Raw genomic sequence first — 17,407 nt, 5'->3', positions numbered from 1 at the left:
ATACGGAAACCTGACATGACCCAGCACGCAGACCAGTTGCTCGCCGCCTTCGCGCATTTCTTCCCCGGCGCCGCCACGATCGGCTCGTATATCGACGGCGAGCTCGTCGCCGGCCAGGGCGACACGATTCAGCTTGACGATGCGGCGACGGGCGAGGCCACGCTCGCCTATCGCGACGCCGGCGCGGCCGTTGTCGACCATGCCGCCGAAAGCGCACGCCGCGCGCAGCGCGAATGGTGGGCGCTCACGCATGCCGCGCGCGGCCGCGTGATGCAGGACGTGGCGCGCGCGATCCGCGCCGAGGCCGAGGCGATCGCGCGGCTGGAGGCGCTGGGCTCGGGCAAGCCGATCCGCGACTGCCGGGGCGAGGTGGCGAAGGTCGCCGAGATGTTCGAGTACTACGCGGGCTGGACCGACAAGTTCTACGGCAGCGTGATCCCGGTGCCGACCTCGCACCTCAACTACACGCGCCGCGAGCCGGCCGGCGTGGTGCTGCAGATCACGCCGTGGAACGCGCCGGTGTTCACCTGCGGCTGGCAGGTGGCGCCCGCGGTAGCGATGGGCAACGGCGTGCTGCTCAAGCCTTCGGAGTTGACGCCCTTCACGTCGCTGGCGGTCGCGAGGCTCGGCGAGCGGGCGGGGCTGCCGCGCGGCCTGGTCAACGTGCTGGCCGGCTTTGGTCACACCGCCGGGCAGGCCGCGATCGCGCATCGCGTGGTGAGCAAGGTGGTGTTCGTCGGCTCGCCGGCCACCGGCGCGCGCATCGCCGAGGCCGCCGCGCGCCGCGTGCTGCCCTGTGTGCTGGAGCTGGGTGGCAAGTCCGCCAATATCGTGTTCGCCGATGCCGACCTGAAGCGCGCCGCGCTGACCGCCCAGGCGGCGATCTTCGCCGGCGCGGGCCAGAGCTGCGTGGCCGGCTCGCGTCTGCTGGTGCAGCGCGCCGTCTACGACGAATTCGTCGCGATGGTGGCGGCCGGCGCGAAGAAGATCCGTGTCGGCGCGCCGCTCGACGAGGCGACCGAGGTGGGCCCGATCAACAATCGCAAGCAGTACGACCACGTGATGTCGATGATCGCGCGCGGCGTGGCGGCAGGCGCCACGCTTGCCAGCGGCTCGGCCGAGCGCGTCGGGGAGGGCGGCGGCTACTTCGTGGCGCCCACCGTGCTGGCCGGCGTGTCGAACGCGATGGACGTGGCGCGCACCGAGATCTTCGGGCCGGTGGTGGCGGCCATCCCGTTCGACACCGAGGAGGAGGCGATCGCGATCGCCAACGACACCGACTTCGGCCTGGCCGGCGCGGCCTGGACCACCGACGTGGCGCGCGCGCATCGCGTGGCCGCGCAGGTGAATGCCGGCACCTTCTGGGTCAACGGCTACAAGACCATCAACGTGGCTTCCCCGTTCGGCGGCTACGGCATGAGCGGCTACGGCCGCTCGAGCGGGGTCGAGGCGCTGTACGAATACACGCAGACCAAAAGTGTGTGGGTCGAGACGGCCGAAGCGCCGCCCACCGCGTTCGGTTATCTGTAATCACCGGCCCGCATTCGTCGGCAGCCGGGCTTCAAGGGGAGACTCGTCATGGAACACGCACTGGGTATCGAGCGCCGCGAGCTGGGCGGCGCGGCCACCGCCAAGGTGCTGCTTTACGCGGCCGGCATCCTGCTGGTGGCGGAATGGATCGGCTCGTTCACGTTCAAGCTTGGACCGGGCAAGGTCGTGCTGCTGCCAATGATCTGGGCGCTGCTGCTCGGCGCCGCGGTGGGGCTGGCCAGCGCGCGCTGGAACAGCAGCGCGCGCCTGAGCGTGCCCGACCAGTTCTTCGCGGCCGCGATCCTGCAGCCGGCGCTGCTGCTGTTCGTCTCCAAGCTCGGGCTGATGGTGGGCAGCGCGCTGCCCAAGCTGGCGTCGGCGGGCTGGGCGCTGGCCTTCCAGGAATTCGGCCACTTCGTCGGCACCATCCTGCTCGGCCTGCCGCTTGCGTTGCTGCTCGGCATCAAGCGCGAGGCGATTGGCGCGACCTTCTCGGTGGGCCGCGAGCCGAGCCTCGCGATCATCGGCGAGAAGTACGGGATGGATTCGGCCGAGGGCCGCGGCGTGCTGGCCGAGTATCTGACCGGCACAGTGTTCGGCGCGGTGTTCATCGCCGTATTCGCGGGTTTCGTGAGCAGCCTCGGCATCTTCGATCCGCTCGCGCTGGCGATGGGCTCGGGCGTCGGCTCGGGCAGCATGATGGCGGCCGCCTCGGGTGCGATCGCCGCGCAGCAGGACCCCGAGACGGCGAAATCGGTGCTCGCGTTCGCCGCGGCCAGCAACCTGATCACCACCACCATCGGCACCTACTTCACGCTGTTCATCTCGCTGCCGCTCGCGGTCTGGGGCTATCGCGTGCTGGAGCCGCTGATCGGCCGCACCACCAAGGCGTCGGCGCAGCCGGAGGCGGCCAGCCCGTCGCTGGGCGACGTGCGGACCGAGGCGCCCGCGCTCGGCTACGGCGGCAAGCTGCTGGCCTGGATCGTGACGGCCGCGATGGCGCTGGTGTGCGACTGGATCGCCCACGGCACCACCCCGCTGGCGGGACTGCCGGGAATCGCGATCATGGTGTGCGCGACGATCGTCGGCGATGCGCTGGCGCGTGTGACGGGGCGGCGGATTCCGGCAGTCTGCTGGGTATCGGTGGTGGCGATGTTCCTGACCTCGCCGTGGTCGCCGTGGGCTTCGCAAATCGCCGCGCTCAGCTCGCACAACGATTTCCTCGGCGTGACCACGCCGATGCTGGTGTTCGCGGGGCTGTCGATCGCCAAGGACATCCCGGCCTTCCGCCGGCTCGGCTGGCGCATCGTGCTGGTGTCTTTCGTGGCCAATGCCGGCACCTTCATCGGCGCGACCCTGGTGGCGCAGCTGTTCCATATCTGATCCGATGCCTCGCGGCGCGGCGGCGGGCGGCATGGCCGGCCCGCCGCCGCGCCGCGACGACCGACAAAAACGCTTCCTTCCGCATGAAACTGATCGACTCCATCGTCGCACACGCCGACGAACTGACGGCGATACGCCGCGACATCCATGCCCATCCCGAGGTGGGCTACGACGTGTTCCGCACCGCCGAACTCGTCGCCGAGCGGCTCGAGCAATGGGGTTACGCCGTCACGCGCGGCGTCGGCCGTACCGGCGTGGTCGGCACCTTGAAGCGCGGCGGCAGCGCGCGTGCGATCGGCCTGCGCGCCGACATGGATGCGCTGCCCGTGCACGAGGCCAACACGTTCGCGCATCGTTCGACGGTGCCCGGCGCGATGCATGCGTGCGGCCACGACGGGCACACCGCGATGCTGCTGGGGGCCGCGCGCCATCTGGCGCGGCATGGCGAGTTCGACGGCACCGTGCAGTTGTTCTTCCAGCCGGCCGAGGAAGCGGGCGGCGGCGCGCGCGCGATGATCGAGGACGGCCTGTTCGAGCGCTTCCCGGTGGATGCCGTGTTCGGGCTGCACAACTGGCCCGGCATCGCGGCCGGCGATTTCGCGGTGAGGCCGGGGGCGCTGATGGCGTCGACCAGCCTGTTCCGGATCGACTTGCGCGGCGCCGGCTGCCACGCGGCCATGCCGCACCTGGGCCGCGATCCGGTGTTCGCGGCGGGACAGGTGCTGAGCGCGCTGCAGGGCATCGTCACGCGCAACCGCAATCCGATCGACGGCGCGGTGCTGTCGGTCACGCAGGTGCATGCGGGCGAGGCGATGAACGTGGTGCCGACCGATGCGTGGCTCGGCGGCACGGTGCGGACCTTCTCCGAGGCGACGCTCGATCTGATCGAGACGCGCATGCGCGCCGTGGCGGCCGCAACGGCCGCGGCCTTCGATTGCGAGAGCGAGGTGGATTTCCAGCGCCAGTATCCGGCCACCGTGAACGACGCCGGGCAGACGGCGGTGGCGGTGGCGGTGATGCGCGAGCTGGTGGGCGACGCGCATGTGAACGCCGCCGTCGATCCGACCATGGCGGCGGAGGATTTCTCGTTCATGCTGCGCGAGAAGCCGGGTTGCTATGCATTCCTCGGGAACGGGGCGGGCGATCATCGCGTGCATGGGCATGGCGGCGGGCCTTGCCTGCTGCATAACGCCAGCTATGACTTCAACGATGCGTTGCTGCCGGTGGGGGCGAGTTATTTCGTGAGGTTGGTGGAGCGGGTTCTGGCGCGCTAAGGAGGCAGTGCCGACTTTTCCGGGCGATCGTGATGAACGAGCGCATTCAGTCATGCGTTCAAGGGCATGTCCGGACATGTGTCGACGACATATCGGCGTGGGTGGCGAGCGCGACGCGAAGGCTGCGACGAAGCGACGATGTAAGTCGAGCATTTGTTGCCAGGCTCGATCGCGAGAGGTAGTCGGCCGTGCCGTATCTTCCCCTCGCACCCGGAAAAGTGGCGGCCCCGCGACAGCCCTGGATGTGTGTTCGGGGCAGGTGTTATATTGCGCGCGCATGCGCCCCGACCGATAAGCCAACACAATCAGTATTCGCGGACCGGCGCGGCATAGAAAGACAACAACGACGGGTCCGTCGCGCCATCGGTACAGCCTCTCCGTGACCAGCGCCAGGCCCATGGGTCTATGCACCGAGGGGATCGACATGAACCGGGTCTATCGGCTGGTCTGGAGCCGTAGCTTGCGTGCTCCGCAAGTGGTATCCGAACGCACGAGGGCGTCACACGGTGGAGTCGACGCCGGCCATGGCGCCACGCCCGCGCGCCGCTGCGCTTCCATCGCTTCCATCGTTTCAATTGGCGTGTCGCTCGGCCTGGCCGGTGCGGCCGTCCCCGGTTGGGCCGTCACGTGCTCTGCCGGCACCATCGCGAATTGCAGCGCCCGCGGCGGCGATGGCATCCCGGACCGAAGCGGCAACGGCGGCAGCGGTAACGGCGGTGGCGGTGGTTCCTCCACGTTGGGCGGAGGCTCCGCCACGGTCCAGGTTCCCGGCGGCGCCACGTCAGGCGGGACAGGCGGCACCGGCGCGACGAACGACAGCGGCCAGGGCGGCCCCGGCGGCGCGCCCGCGGTGGTGCTCGCCGGCGATGTGGTGGTCAACGTGAACGTGCAAGGCGGCGCAGGTCAGGCCTTCGATGGATTCAATTTTGCCGGTGGCGCCGGCGGCGGCGGCGCGGGCGTGTATTCGACCGGCACCAGCGTGACCGTCAACAACGGCGTGACCGTGCAGGGCGGCGCCGGCGGGAACGGCGGGGCCGGCACATCGGGGTTTGCCTCGAACGGCGGCGGTGGCGGAGGCGGTGGCGGTGGGCTGGTCATGGTGATACCGGTGGCCCAGGTGACGAACCAGGGGACGCTCATCGGCGGAAACGGCGGCAACGGGGGCGGCGGCGGAAACCCGGGTGGCGGCGGCGGGGGCGGCGACGGGCTGCTGACCTTGGGGGCCAGTTCGCAGGTGACCAATCTCGGGACCATCGTCGGTGGCGTGGGCGGCGTCAGCGGCGGCGGCGCAAGCACGGCCGGCGCCAGCGGCGCGGGCGTCAACCTGGCTGGCGGCTTCACCGTGCTGAGCAACCTCGGCACGATCACCGGCGGCGCCGGCAACGGCGGGGCCGCCGGAGCCGGCGTCATCGCCAATGGCGGCGATGTCGTCATCAACGGCGGCACGATCGCCGGCGGCTTGTACGCGGACGGCGTGACGCGCGCGGCCGCCATCCGGTTCAACGGCGCGAACAATACGCTGCAGTTGCTCACCGGGTCCGACATCGTCGGTAACCTCGAGGTGACGGCCGGGGCGACGACCACCATCACCGCGGCCTCCGCAGGGCTCTCGCTGTCCAACCAGGTCACGCTCGGCGATGCCGCGTCCCGCGTGACCTTCGATTCCCGCTCGACCGGTCTCGTGGTTTCAGGCGTGGTATCCGGGGCGGGCAACGTGGCCGTGCGCGGCGGCCGAACGGTCACGCTGACGGGAGACAACACCTATACCGGCGACACGACGATCAGCGCCGGCACGCTGCAGATCGGCAGCGGCGGGACCACGGGCTCCGTCGCCGGCAACATCGTCAACAACGGCACGTTGGCGTTCAACCGCAGCGACACGGTGTCGTATGGCGGTACCATCAGCGGGACGGGCAGCCTCGTGCAGGCGGGAAGCGGCACGCTCGCCATATCCGGCGCCGCCGGCTATGCGGGGAGCACCGTCATCAACGCCGGCACGCTCGCGCTGATCGGCGCGGGCAGCATGGCTACATCCAGCGGCGTCGTCGACAACGGCACGTTCGACATCTCGGGGACGACCGCCGGGGCGACGATCAATGCGCTGACCGGCACGGGCACGGTCGTGCTGGGCGGCCGGACGCTGACGCTGGCCAATGCGGCCGGCACGTTCAGCGGCGCGATTGGCGGCAGCGGCGGGCTTACCGTGGCGGGCGGCACGCAGGTCCTTTCGGGCGCCAACGGCTTTACCGGTGCAACGTCGATCAACGCCGGCACGCTGGCATTAAGCGGCTCGGGTAGCGTCGCCGCTTCCAGCGGAATCGCCAACAACGGCACGTTCGACATCTCGGGGACCGCCGCCGGGGCCACGATCAGCTCGCTCACCGGTACGGGCGCCGTTGCGCTCGGCGGCCGCACGCTGACGCTGGCCAATGCGGCCGGTACGTTCGCCGGGACCGTCCATGGCGGCGGCGGGCTGACGGTGGCGGGCGGTACGCAAACGCTGTCGGGGGCGAATGCCTACACGGGCACCACCACGGTCAATGCCGGCACGCTTGCGCTGACCGGGGCGGGCAGCATCGCCGCGTCCAGCAGCGTCGTCGACAACGGTACCTTCGACATCTCAGGGACGACCGCCGGGGCGACGATCAATGCGCTGACCGGCACGGGCACGGTCGCGCTGGGCAGCCGCACGCTGACGCTCGCCGATGCGGCCGGCACGTTCGCCGGGACCATCAATGGCAGTGGCGGGCTGACGGTGGCGGGCGGTACGCAAACGCTGTCGGCGGCGAATGCCTATACGGGCACCACCACGCTCAATGCCGGCACGCTGGCGCTGACCGGCGCCGGCAGCATTTCCGCCTCGAGCGGCGTCGTCAACAACGGCACGCTGGACATCTCGGCAACCCCCTCCGGCGCCACGATCAACGCGCTCACCGGCAGCGGCACGGTCGCGCTGGGCAGCCGCACGCTGACGCTCGCCAATGCGGCCGGCACGTTTGGCGGAACCGTCAGCGGCAGCGGCGGGCTGACGGTTGCGGGCGGTACACAGACGCTGTCCGGCGTGAACACCTATACAGGGGCGACGACGGTCAACGCGGGCACGCTCGCGTTGTCGGGCGCCGGTCGGCTGGCGTCGTCCACGTCGGTCACGCTCGCCGGCCCCGTGGCCGCGCTCGACCTGTCCGCGGCCGGTAGCCAGACGGTCGCGCATCTGTCCGGCGTGGCAGGCAGCCGCGTGGTGCTGGGCGGCGGCGCGCTTACGCTGTCCGACGACTCGTCGCAAACATTCGGCGGCAGTCTCGTCGGCACCGGCGGCCTGGTCAAACAGGGCACGGGCATGCTGACGCTCAACGGTGTCAGCAACGCGTTTTCCGGAACGACGACGGTTGCGGGCGGCACGTTGGCCGTCGGCGACGCGGCGAATGCCGCTGCGGTGCTGGGTGGCAATGTCGTGGTGAATCCGCTCGGCGCGTTGCGCGGCCACGGCACGATATCGGGCGACGTCAGCAGCAGCGGCGTGGTCGCGCCGGGCGGCTCGATCGGAACGCTGTCGGTGGGCGGCAACTATACGCAGACGGCCGGCGGCACGCTGTCGATCGAGGTCAGCCCGACCGAAGCATCGCAACTGCGCGTAGGCGGCGCCGCGACGCTCGGCGGCGCGTTGGCCGTCCTGTTCGATCCCGGCACCTATACCGCCCGCCGCTACACCGTGCTGAGCGCGGCCAACGGCGTGACCGGCCATTTCGCGAACGTCGGCACCACCACGGCCGGCGCGAATCTCGGCGCGTTGCAATCGTCGGTGGACTACGGCGCCAACGCGGTCGACCTGCTGCTCGCCGAGCCGACCGGGCCCAGTACGCCGGCCGGCCCGACGATCATCGCGCCGACCAGGACGTCGATCTACACGGCGCTCGGCACGACAGCCTTGCTGCAGGCGCAGAGCGCCAGTTCGACGCTGCTCGGGCGTCTGGCGGGCCCGGACGATAACGCGGCCGGCTCCGGCAACGTATGGGCCGTTGCCAGCGGTTCCAGCACCAAGGTGGGCGGCACGCGCGGCGCGCCGGGCTTCCTCACGCATGCGTACGGGTTTCTGGCGGGCGCGCAGGGACGGCTCGGCGACGCCACGGTCGGTGCGGCCGGCGGCTACACGCATACCGCGCTGTCCGAAGACACGACAGGCGCATCGGGCGCCATCGATACGCTGCGCGTCGCGCTGTACGGCGCGCAGCCGATCGGCGCGGTCAACCTGTCGGCCGCGCTCGGCTACGGTCTCGATTTCCTGTCGCAGAAGCGGCCATTCGGTAGCGTGGGTACCGCCGAAGGCGACCATCTCGGCCACGAATTCACCGCCGCTACGCAGGCCAGCCTGCCGATGGCGGCCGGCGGCTTCCGGTTCGCGCCGCACGTCGGGCTGCGGTATGCATACGTGCGCGGCAACGGCTTCAGCGAGGACGGCGCCAACGGCCAGAGCCTGCACGTCGGCTCCGACAGCGCGAGGAGCCTCCAGCCGTACGTGGGTGTGTCGCTCGACAAGGCGTTCGGCGACGCGGTGCGTCCGGTCGACGTCCAGCTTCGCGTCGGCTATGCGCACGAGGTCCTGCGCGGCAGCCGCGTCGTCCAGGTGCAGAGCCAGGACGGGACCGTGTTCGCGGCGCCGGGTACAGACCTGCCGCGCTCGTTCCTGACCACGGGCGCGAGCGTCACGCTGCAGGCCGCCAAGACGACCACGGTATCGCTCGGGCTGGATGCGACGATCAATACGGGCCATGTGTCGGCGCAGTCGGCATATGTGCGGGTCAATGCCAGGTTCTGAGCGCGGGGGAACCGTGATTGTGGAACCGGTCGTGATCTGAAGCAAAGGAGCGGGCCAGCAAAACGCCGGCGACGCCGTCGGGTTGTCCATCGTTTTCAGTCGATCGACAAAACCATCGTCAATTTCCTATGACAAAGACAGCAATCAGAAATCGCACGATTTCAGGTGCGCGCGCCGGTCGCCAGCTGTCGGCCTATTTCGCCATCCTGACCGTATTGAGTCTATGCCTGCCATTCGGCAGCGTGCATGGGCAGTCCGCGGACGAAGCGGCATCGGGTTCGCGCGTCGAATCCCGATCCCCGGCGAGCCTGACTGCAACGCAGGCGCTACAACGCATGCTCGAGCTGATTCAGGCCAGCAATCGCGTGACCGACATCACGCCCGAAACGGTGCGCCGCATCTTTGGCGTGCAGACCGAAGTGTCGAGTGAAGATGGATTCGGCTACGGCCAACGCCTGCAGGGTAACTGGGCGTTCAGCCTCCAACGGTGGGCGCGCGATGATACAGGTCCGCGAGTGGATATGATCTTTGACCCGATTCCAGGAACCCAGGCTTCCCCGCTGCCGACGACATGCGAGCCGGATTTCGCGCAGTTCACGCGGGCGCTGGAGTCCATGGGATTCAGCCGTCAATCCCGCTATGGCGAGCACGGTCGCTGGATTTTCGATGCCTTCGAACGGCAGGGCATGTCCGTGGAGGTGTCCCCGCTCAGGGCTTCTGCCGGCAACGGCGAACCACTCGGTCCGACCTGCGTAAAAATGGTGCTGGTGCGATAGGGCCGGCGGTTTGCTTCATGCGGGTGCTTCCAGCGATCACGGCTCCGCAGCCGTGGGAGCAGGTCGGCTGAACTTTGCAGGCAAAACCGCACGCCGTGCAGGCGAGCACGGCACGAGCCACACGCGTGCCGAGCCGGTGTTGCACGGCAGAATCATTTTCCGTTGATTCCCCGCGCGCTTGCCGATGCCCGACAACGCGGGCAGCGATCGGGAGCGCCATCCGACGCAGCACCGAACAGCCTCACATCCATCGCGAGGGTTCCCGCCGGCTTCGCTCCATTACCTGCCACGTGTGCCGTATCGGCGCTGTAACGTTTTTGGCCCGGTTTTCCCGTGCCGGATGCTTGACGTCGCCGCGGGTCGTCCCGACAACGCAGTCGCGAGACTGGCACGTTGTTCGCTTCACCCGGGGGCGGTAGGAACGATAGTCGCCATGCACTCCTGATCGTCCGACAAATCGACGCGTATGCGTCGCGGGGCGTCCGAAACACGGCACGCTCGCTCTGCGCCGCCAGCCGATGGCGCGCCCCGATCCGGACGCGGACCGCTCGATCACGATGAGCGCAACGCGCACGCAGTGACGAGTGAAGCATCGGCTGTCATCCCACCTCCTACGGGGAGAGAAAAAATGTCGGCCAAGTCAATCCGGACCCTACGAGCCTTTCTGATCGTCTTCTCCGTTTGCCTGATGACGTTGGCACCCGGGCGGGCGAGCGCGCTGTCGAACCAGTTGCTGTTGCTGCTGCCGGACAACTTCACGTTGCCGGACCCGCGTGTGTCCGCGTGGCTCGATTCCGCGGCGGAGGAGGGACTGCAGATATCGTTGATCAGCGACACGCAATTCAAGCAGGGCGGCACGTCGCTGCAGCAGTACCAGGGACTCATCCTGCCGGACCAGGTGCATACGGTCGCCGACGATACGCTCGTGACCGCTATCCAGAGCTACGCGTTGAACGGCGGGCGCGTGATGCTCGTCTATGATTTCGGCGTACTGAACGCGACGGGTTTCTATCCGGCCGGGCAGTCGCGCTTCAGCTCGATGGCCGGCGTCAACTACGTGCTCTACGACACGCTCGGTGGAAACATGATCGGCCTCGGCAACGTGACCGGCATGGGCAGCACGTTGCGCGCGCTACAGATTCCGCCGGGGAAGTCGATGCCGTGGCCGGGCTCGACGACGGCCGCGACCGCGCTGACCGCAACCACGTCGACTCCGTCGACCGGCTCGACGACGAACCCGCTGCTCTACCTGCAGCCGAGCACGTCGAACCCCGGCGGGCTTGCCGGTTACAACCATCAGGCGTATTTCACGTACAAGACGGTGAACGGGCGCATGACCGGCGTGCCGCTGAATCTCGGGCGCGTGTCGGCCGGCGCAAAGGTCGGAGCCGGATCGTACTCGCCGACCTCGACGAGGCTGTCGTCGGCATCGACGGCGGTGAATGGCGCGACGTCGCTCGCGAGCGCGTCGCCCGCCGCGGCGACCGACGTGCTCGAAGGCATTTCCGGCTACGTATACGGCTTCCTCACCTATCCGAGCTACGTCACGCAAGGCACGTATACGGGCACGACGTTGCTGACGTCGCCGAACTTCGGGCTCGTGGCCGGCTATCAGGCGTATGGAAACGGCGGCGTGATGTTCGTCAACCTGCCGCTCGCGTATCTCGGCGGGCAAACCGACAGCATGCCGATCCACGGCTTCCTGCATTACTTCACGACGAACATCCTGTCGATGCCGCACCTGTCGCTGCAGCCGCGTGCGCAGGCCGGGATGGTCCTGAACTGGCACTTCTGTGCGCGAGATCAGATTCAGCCCGCGCAGTCCCTGAAGAACTACGGCGTCTGGAACAGCGGCCCGTATTCGATCGTGATGACGGCCGGCCCCGACGACGTGACGATCGGCGACGGTCTCGGCATCAACCTGACGAACAATACGCAGGCGAAGCAACTGGTCGCGTTCCTGCTCAAGCGAGGACACAAGGTCGGCAGCCACGGCGGCTGGGCGCACGACTACTGGGGGGCGAACGCGAGCGAAGCCAACGCGAGCACGTTCACGCAGTATCTGGTGCTGAACCACAATGCGGTCCAGTCGGTGACGGGCAAGCCGGACGTCGAGTGGGCGGCCCCGGAAGGCAATACGCCGACATGGGCGGTGAACTGGCTCGAATCGAACGGCTACTCCGGCTACTACTTCACCGGCCATACCGGCAATGCGCAAACGCGTGCGTATCGCAACGGTTCGCTGCTGAATCCGGGCATCTGGGCGTTCCCGGTGATGCCGTTCGGCAAGTATGCGACGTTCGAGGAGTTCCAGGAGTTCGCGGTGCCGACAACGGACGTCCTGAACTGGTACACGTCGCTGATGGATTTCGTCGTCGCGAACCGCACGAGCCGGCTGATCTACATGCACCCGCTGGGCGCGTCATGGTATCCGAACGTCGTCACGGCGATTCTCGGCTACGCGTCGTCGCTGGCGACGACCGGCCAGTTCAAGTGGTTCACGATGGATCAGCTCACGCAGTTCGACCGGCGCCGTCTGCTCGTGAACTGGACGGCGACCGATACCGGCGCCAGCTGGACGTTCAGCGCGACGCAGCCGACCAGTCTGCAGGACATGACGTGGCTGTTGCCGAAGAGCACGTACCAGTTGCCGAGCGTGAAAAGCGGCAGCGCGACGGTCGTGATCACCGATCCGGTCAACTGGCTGGTCATCGCGGGCGCGGGCAAGTCGCTGTCGTTCACGAGCGCGAAGGTGCACTGACGCGCGCCGGCTCCTTTGCCAACGGGGAACACCATGAAGCGAGCTTCGTTTGCGCGTGCGCTGTGCATGCTGGCCGTATCGGCGAGCATCGCGCTGATGTCCGGCGTGTCGTTCGCACAGTCTGCGCATCGCGCGCCGAGCGGGTTTGCACGGCCGCCGCTCCATCTGCATGGGGCCGCGAAACGGAATCCGGCGGGCCTGTCGCCGCAGCAGATTCGCCGTTTCTACGGGTTCGACCCGTTGCCGGCGCGCGGCTACGGTGGCGACGATCAGATCATCGCGATCGTCGATGCGTACGACAATCCGAACGTCGAGGGCGATCTGCGATTGTTCAGCCGCACGTTCGGCCTGCCGCCGTGCGCGTCGCCGCACTGCTTCACGAAGGTGTACGCGACGGCCGACAAGCGTCCTCCGCCGCCCGATGCCTTGTGGGCGCTCGAGAGTTCGCTCGACGTGCAGTGGGCGCACGCGATCGCACCGAATGCGCGGATCGTGATGGTCGAAGCCGCATCGAGTTCGCTCGATGACCTGATGAGCGCGGTCGCACTCGCGACGCGGCCGGCACCGGGCGGGGTCGGTGCGAAGGTTGTGTCGATCAGCTGGGGGAGCGCCGAGTTCCTGGCCGAAACGCAATTCGACGGGCAGTTCGCCAGCGCGAACGGTGTGTCGTTCGTCGCGGCATCGGGCGACGGCGGCAACGGGATCGACTACCCGGCCGCGTCGCCGTATGTGCTGAGCGTCGGCGGCACGTCGATCGCAACCGATGCGAGCGGCGCATATGCCGACGAAACGGCGTGGGCCGGCAGCGGCGGCGGGCAGAGCGCCGTCGAGACGGTGCCGACGTATCAGTCGAACTTCGGGATGCCGTCGGATAGCCTCGGGCTGCGCGGCCTGCCCGACGTCGCCTATGATGCCGACCCGGCGTCCGGCTTCGCGGTCTACGATTCGTACGGCTATGCGGGGCAGAGCGGGTGGTTCGTCGTCGGCGGCACGAGCGCGGGCGCACCGCAATGGTCCGCGTTGATCGCGATCGCGAACAGCGCGCGCATCGCGCGCGGCAAGACGACGCTGAACGCGGTGAGCGCGATCCAGAGTGTGCTGTACGGGCTCGCGTCGAGCGCCTACGCGACGAACTTCCGCGACATCGTCAGCGGCTCGAACGGCGCATGCGGCACGCTTTGCACGGCGGCAACCGGATACGACTACGTGACCGGCCTCGGGCGCCCGATCGCCGCAAATCTGGTCCAGGCGTTGATCGCCGCGCCGTGACATGGGTAAGGTCGCGGAGGTCGGTGCCCGCACGATCTGCGCGTGCTTCAACTCGCGAGTGCGGAACAAATCGCAAGCGTTTTCGTTGCCAACCGCCATGCGGATCGACGGCGGGTCGATAGCGCCGTTAGCGCGAATCGACGATCCATCTCGCACCTTGTCATAGCCTTCGATCGACACGGACGGATCCCCGGATCTCCGTTCCGGCCATGCTGCTCCAGTCCGCCGCAGCGTCCCGCTGAAATTCAATGCCAGGCCGCGGCGCTGCGTGACGGAAAATCCATGCCGTCGTGCGTCCATGCAGCGATCCGGGCCACGCGCCAAACGGCTCGCGACTGTCGATGGAATGCGGGCCGGTGTGCTTTTCAACCGCCCCTTAGCCGTTTTCCGCGCTGACAAACATCCCCCATTTTGAAGAGCACCTTCCTGCCGCGAGGGGCTAACAGCAGAAAATCGGCTCATTACACTGCGCCCGTCGCATCGCCGAGCAGCCTCGACGCGGCACATACGCAGCGCGGAAGCGTTACGACCGGCAAACGAAAGACTTGGGGGTAAATCGTCATGAACAAGCGTTGGGGGATCGTCGCGCCCGCCGCGTTGCTTGCTGCGGCCGCACATGCGCAGAGCAGCGTGACGCTGTATGGCAAGATCGAGGACGGTATCAACTACACGAGCAACGCACGCGGGCACGGAACCGTGCAACTGCAAAGCGGCTATGACTACGGCAGCCGCTGGGGCATCAAGGGCACGGAAGATCTTGGCGCGGGCTACCAGGCGATTTTCACGCTCGAAAGCGGTTTCGACGTCAACACCGGCAAAATGAACCAGGGTGGTCGGGAGTTCGGCCGCCAGGCCTTCGTCGGCATCGCGTCGGATCGATACGGCACGCTGACGTTCGGTCGCCAGTACGACCCGAGCGTCGATCTCTTCTCGCCGCTCACCGCGAATGGCAACTGGACCGGCTACCTGTTCTCGCATCCGTACGACAACGACAACACCGACTACTCGTTCCGCGTGAATAACGCGGTCAAGTACGTGTCGCCGGTGTGGCACGGCGTGACCGCGGAGGCGATGTACGGGTTCAGCAATCAGGCGGGCGGCTTCGCGAACAACCGCCTGTATGGCGCCGCGCTGCAATACCAGCGGGGCGGGCTGACGGTCGGCGCGTCGTATCTGAAGATCAATCACGCACGCAATGCCGATTCGAGCGGGGCGATCACCGGCGACAACACGTTCGATGCATCGTCGCAGCAGAACATCGGCATCGGCGTGAACTATGCGTTCTCGAATGCGCTCGTGGGATTCACGTATTCGCACGTCGACGTCTACGACCCGACTTCGAACACGTATTTCACCGGTACGACGCAGCCGGCGGGCGGTGCGTGGAAATCGTGGAAATTCGACAACTTCGAGGTGAACGGCCTCTATCACTTCACGACTGCGTTTTACGTCGGCGCGGCATACACGTACACGCAGGCCCGCGTCGCATCGACGGTCGGCGCGTTCAATCCGAAGTGGCATCAACTGAGCACGAAGGTGAATTACGACGTGTCGAAACGTACGTCGGTATTCGTCGAGGGCGTCTATCAGCATGCGATGAACGCGCACACGGGAACCGACTTCGACTACGCGTACATTCCGGGCGCCGCCGATATCTCGTCGGGCCCGAATCAATATGTCGCGCGTATCGCGCTGCTGCATCACTTCTGACGCCAATGCCGTTCGCGGAGGCTGCGTGGCGCCGCGAACGATACGCGCATTCATCCGGTCGCGCGTGAGGGTTCGATACCTGTCCCCCGATCGCTGACGCGAGTCCCGGTTCGACACGACGCGCCGACGTTTCCTGGGCGCCGGGCGCGATCAAAGCGGAAGCACGGAAGTCTGCTTGATCTTCTGCATCGGAATCTCGGTCTTCACGCTCTGCACCCCTTCGATCCGGGTCAGGTGGTCGATCTGGAGTTGCCGATAGGCGTCGATATCGGCGGTGACGACACGCAGCAGGCAATCGCAATCGCCCGCCATCAAGTGGCACTCGAGAACCTGTGGAAGACGTTGAACCGCCTCGGTGAAACGGTCGACGGTTTTCGCGTCCTGGCTCGTCAGCCAGATGCGGACGAAGACGGTCAACCCCGCGCCGATCTTCGATGCGTCGAGCAGCGCCGCGTAGCGCTCGATGACGCCTGCCTGTTCCAGCTGCTTGACGCGACGCAGGCACGGTGACGGCGACAGCCCCACCTTCTGCGCCAGTTCCACGTTCTGGATTCGCCCATCTTCCTGAAGCACTTTCAGAATGCGACGGTCGATTTCGTCCAGTTCGATGACGGCCATGGGTCCGACCTATTCGGTTGAGGCACGCGGTGCCCGGGTTTTCGAGTTTTGCAGCATGGAATTGCCAAACCGCGTCCATCTTAAGGCGAACACGCAACCTGAAATTATTTTTTCTACGATAAATTTTTGCCCGTAGCAGCCGGGACGGTCCCGCTGCCGATCAAGGGGCAAACGATGAGCACCGATTCCGTCCAGCACTTCGAATTCGAACCCAATCCTCAACCCGTCGCGGCGGCCGAGCGCGCCGCGCTGCTCGACAATCCCGGTTTCGGCCGTGTGTTCACGGATCACATGGTGACGATCCGGTACTCGGCAGATGAAGGGTGGCATCACGCGAAAATCGGGCCGCGCGAACCGTTCCGGTTCGATCCGGCGACGCTCGTGCTGCACTACGCGCAGGAAATTTTCGAAGGCTTGAAAGCCTTCCGGCTGCCGGACGGCGGCGCGGCGTTGTTCCGCCCCGATGCGAATGCGCGGCGCTTTCGTCATTCGGCCGAGCGGCTCTCGATGACGCCGTTGCCGGAGGCGATGTTCGTCGAATCGGTACGTGCGCTGGTGCGGGCCGATCGCGATTGGATTCCGGCGTTCGACGGCGCGGCGCTGTATTTGCGGCCGTTCATGATCGCGACGGAGGCCGTGCTCGGCGTGAAGCCGTCGCCGGAATATCTGTACTGCGTGATCGCGACGCCGGTCGGCGCGTACTTCAAGAGCGGAGCGTCGGGGGTGACGTTGTGGGTGTCCGAGCAGTACACGCGGGCGGCGCCGGGCGGCACGGGCGACGCGAAATGCGGCGGCAACTACGCGGCGAGCCTGGCCGCACAGGCGGAGGCGACTCGCGAAGGCTGCGAGCAGGTGGTGTTTCTCGATGCGGTCGAACGTCGCTGGATCGAGGAACTGGGCGGGATGAACGTGTTCTTCGTGTTCGACGACGGGTCGATCCAGACGCCGCCGCTGAACGGGACGATTCTGCCGGGCATCACGCGCGCGTCGTTGATCACGCTGGCCCGGGAACTGAATTACACGGTGCGGGAGGAGGGCTACACGATCGAGCAGTGGCAGGCGGACGCGCGCAGCGGCCGGCTGGTCGAGGCGTTCGCGTGCGGCACGGCGGCGGTCGTGACGGCGATCGGCCGGGTGAAGGGCCGCGCGTACGACTTCACGATCGGCGAAGGCGGCGCGGGGCCGGTCACGTCGCGGCTGAAGGCGGCGCTGCTCGATATCCAGAACGGTCGCGAAGCCGATCGCCACGGCTGGGTGGACCGCGTGTTTTGAG

The 17,407-nt window shown here is 67.4% G+C and carries 10 protein-coding genes; 9 read left to right on the top strand and 1 reads right to left on the bottom strand.

Annotated elements, in window-relative coordinates:
* Positions 1 to 15: 15 nt before the first annotated feature.
* From CFB49_RS23755 to CFB49_RS23720, 8 genes are all read left to right on the top strand, one after another.
* A complete protein-coding gene (locus CFB49_RS23755) occupies positions 16 to 1,530 on the top strand; it encodes an aldehyde dehydrogenase family protein (protein WP_089492480.1) in 1,515 nt (504 codons plus the stop codon).
* A 48-nt stretch (positions 1,531 to 1,578) separates the two neighbouring features.
* Entirely contained in the window at positions 1,579 to 2,913 is a 1,335-nt protein-coding gene (locus tag CFB49_RS23750; protein WP_050011874.1) for a DUF3100 domain-containing protein, read from the top strand.
* An 83-nt stretch (positions 2,914 to 2,996) separates the two neighbouring features.
* Positions 2,997 to 4,187: a M20 aminoacylase family protein gene (locus CFB49_RS23745; RefSeq protein WP_069616883.1), complete on the top strand. Its 1,191-nt coding sequence runs from the start codon at positions 2,997 to 2,999 to the stop codon at positions 4,185 to 4,187.
* A 424-nt stretch (positions 4,188 to 4,611) separates the two neighbouring features.
* A complete protein-coding gene (locus CFB49_RS23740; RefSeq protein ID WP_089492829.1) occupies positions 4,612 to 9,000 on the top strand; it encodes a beta strand repeat-containing protein in 4,389 nt (1,462 codons plus the stop codon).
* Positions 9,001 to 9,128: 128 nt separating this feature from the next.
* Complete coding sequence (locus CFB49_RS23735) at positions 9,129 to 9,776, top strand: hypothetical protein (protein WP_089492479.1); 648 nt, start codon at positions 9,129 to 9,131, stop codon at positions 9,774 to 9,776.
* A gap of 628 nt (positions 9,777 to 10,404) precedes the next feature.
* Positions 10,405 to 12,537 carry a polysaccharide deacetylase family protein gene (locus tag CFB49_RS23730; protein WP_069618037.1) on the top strand — a complete coding sequence of 711 codons (2,133 nt, stop codon included), beginning with the start codon at positions 10,405 to 10,407 and terminating at the stop codon, positions 12,535 to 12,537.
* 33 nt (positions 12,538 to 12,570) lie between these two features.
* Entirely contained in the window at positions 12,571 to 13,806 is a 1,236-nt protein-coding gene (locus tag CFB49_RS23725) for a S53 family peptidase (RefSeq protein ID WP_089492478.1), read from the top strand.
* A 561-nt stretch (positions 13,807 to 14,367) separates the two neighbouring features.
* Complete coding sequence (locus CFB49_RS23720; RefSeq protein WP_089492477.1) at positions 14,368 to 15,516, top strand: porin; 1,149 nt, start codon at positions 14,368 to 14,370, stop codon at positions 15,514 to 15,516.
* Between the two features lie 150 nt (positions 15,517 to 15,666).
* On the opposite strand, the gene CFB49_RS23715 is transcribed toward CFB49_RS23720, so the two are convergent.
* Complete coding sequence (locus tag CFB49_RS23715) at positions 15,667 to 16,125, bottom strand: Lrp/AsnC family transcriptional regulator (protein ID WP_069618052.1); 459 nt, start codon at positions 16,123 to 16,125, stop codon at positions 15,667 to 15,669.
* Positions 16,126 to 16,308: 183 nt separating this feature from the next.
* On the opposite strand from CFB49_RS23715, the gene CFB49_RS23710 reads away from it, so the two are divergent.
* Positions 16,309 to 17,406, top strand: a complete 1,098-nt coding sequence (locus CFB49_RS23710) for a branched-chain amino acid aminotransferase (RefSeq protein WP_089492476.1) — start codon at positions 16,309 to 16,311, stop codon at positions 17,404 to 17,406.
* Position 17,407: the final 1 nt, after the last annotated feature.

Source organism: Burkholderia sp. AU17457, assembly GCF_002223255.1.
GTDB classification, from domain to species: Bacteria; Pseudomonadota; Gammaproteobacteria; order Burkholderiales; family Burkholderiaceae; genus Burkholderia; species Burkholderia sola.
This window is presented reverse-complemented; position numbering and strand designations above follow the sequence as displayed.

What these genes read in the sequence shown, in the direction of transcription:
- CFB49_RS23755 (WP_089492480.1), top strand. Translation starts at nt 16, where the DNA reads ATGACCCAGCACGCAGACCAGTTGCTCGCCGCCTTCGCGCATTTCTTC.
- CFB49_RS23750 (WP_050011874.1), top strand. Translation starts at nt 1,579, where the DNA reads ATGGAACACGCACTGGGTATCGAGCGCCGCGAGCTGGGCGGCGCGGCC.
- CFB49_RS23745 (WP_069616883.1), top strand. Translation starts at nt 2,997, where the DNA reads ATGAAACTGATCGACTCCATCGTCGCACACGCCGACGAACTGACGGCG.
- CFB49_RS23740 (WP_089492829.1), top strand. Translation starts at nt 4,612, where the DNA reads ATGAACCGGGTCTATCGGCTGGTCTGGAGCCGTAGCTTGCGTGCTCCG.
- CFB49_RS23735 (WP_089492479.1), top strand. Translation starts at nt 9,129, where the DNA reads ATGACAAAGACAGCAATCAGAAATCGCACGATTTCAGGTGCGCGCGCC.
- CFB49_RS23730 (WP_069618037.1), top strand. Translation starts at nt 10,405, where the DNA reads ATGTCGGCCAAGTCAATCCGGACCCTACGAGCCTTTCTGATCGTCTTC.
- CFB49_RS23725 (WP_089492478.1), top strand. Translation starts at nt 12,571, where the DNA reads ATGAAGCGAGCTTCGTTTGCGCGTGCGCTGTGCATGCTGGCCGTATCG.
- CFB49_RS23720 (WP_089492477.1), top strand. Translation starts at nt 14,368, where the DNA reads ATGAACAAGCGTTGGGGGATCGTCGCGCCCGCCGCGTTGCTTGCTGCG.
- CFB49_RS23710 (WP_089492476.1), top strand. Translation starts at nt 16,309, where the DNA reads ATGAGCACCGATTCCGTCCAGCACTTCGAATTCGAACCCAATCCTCAA.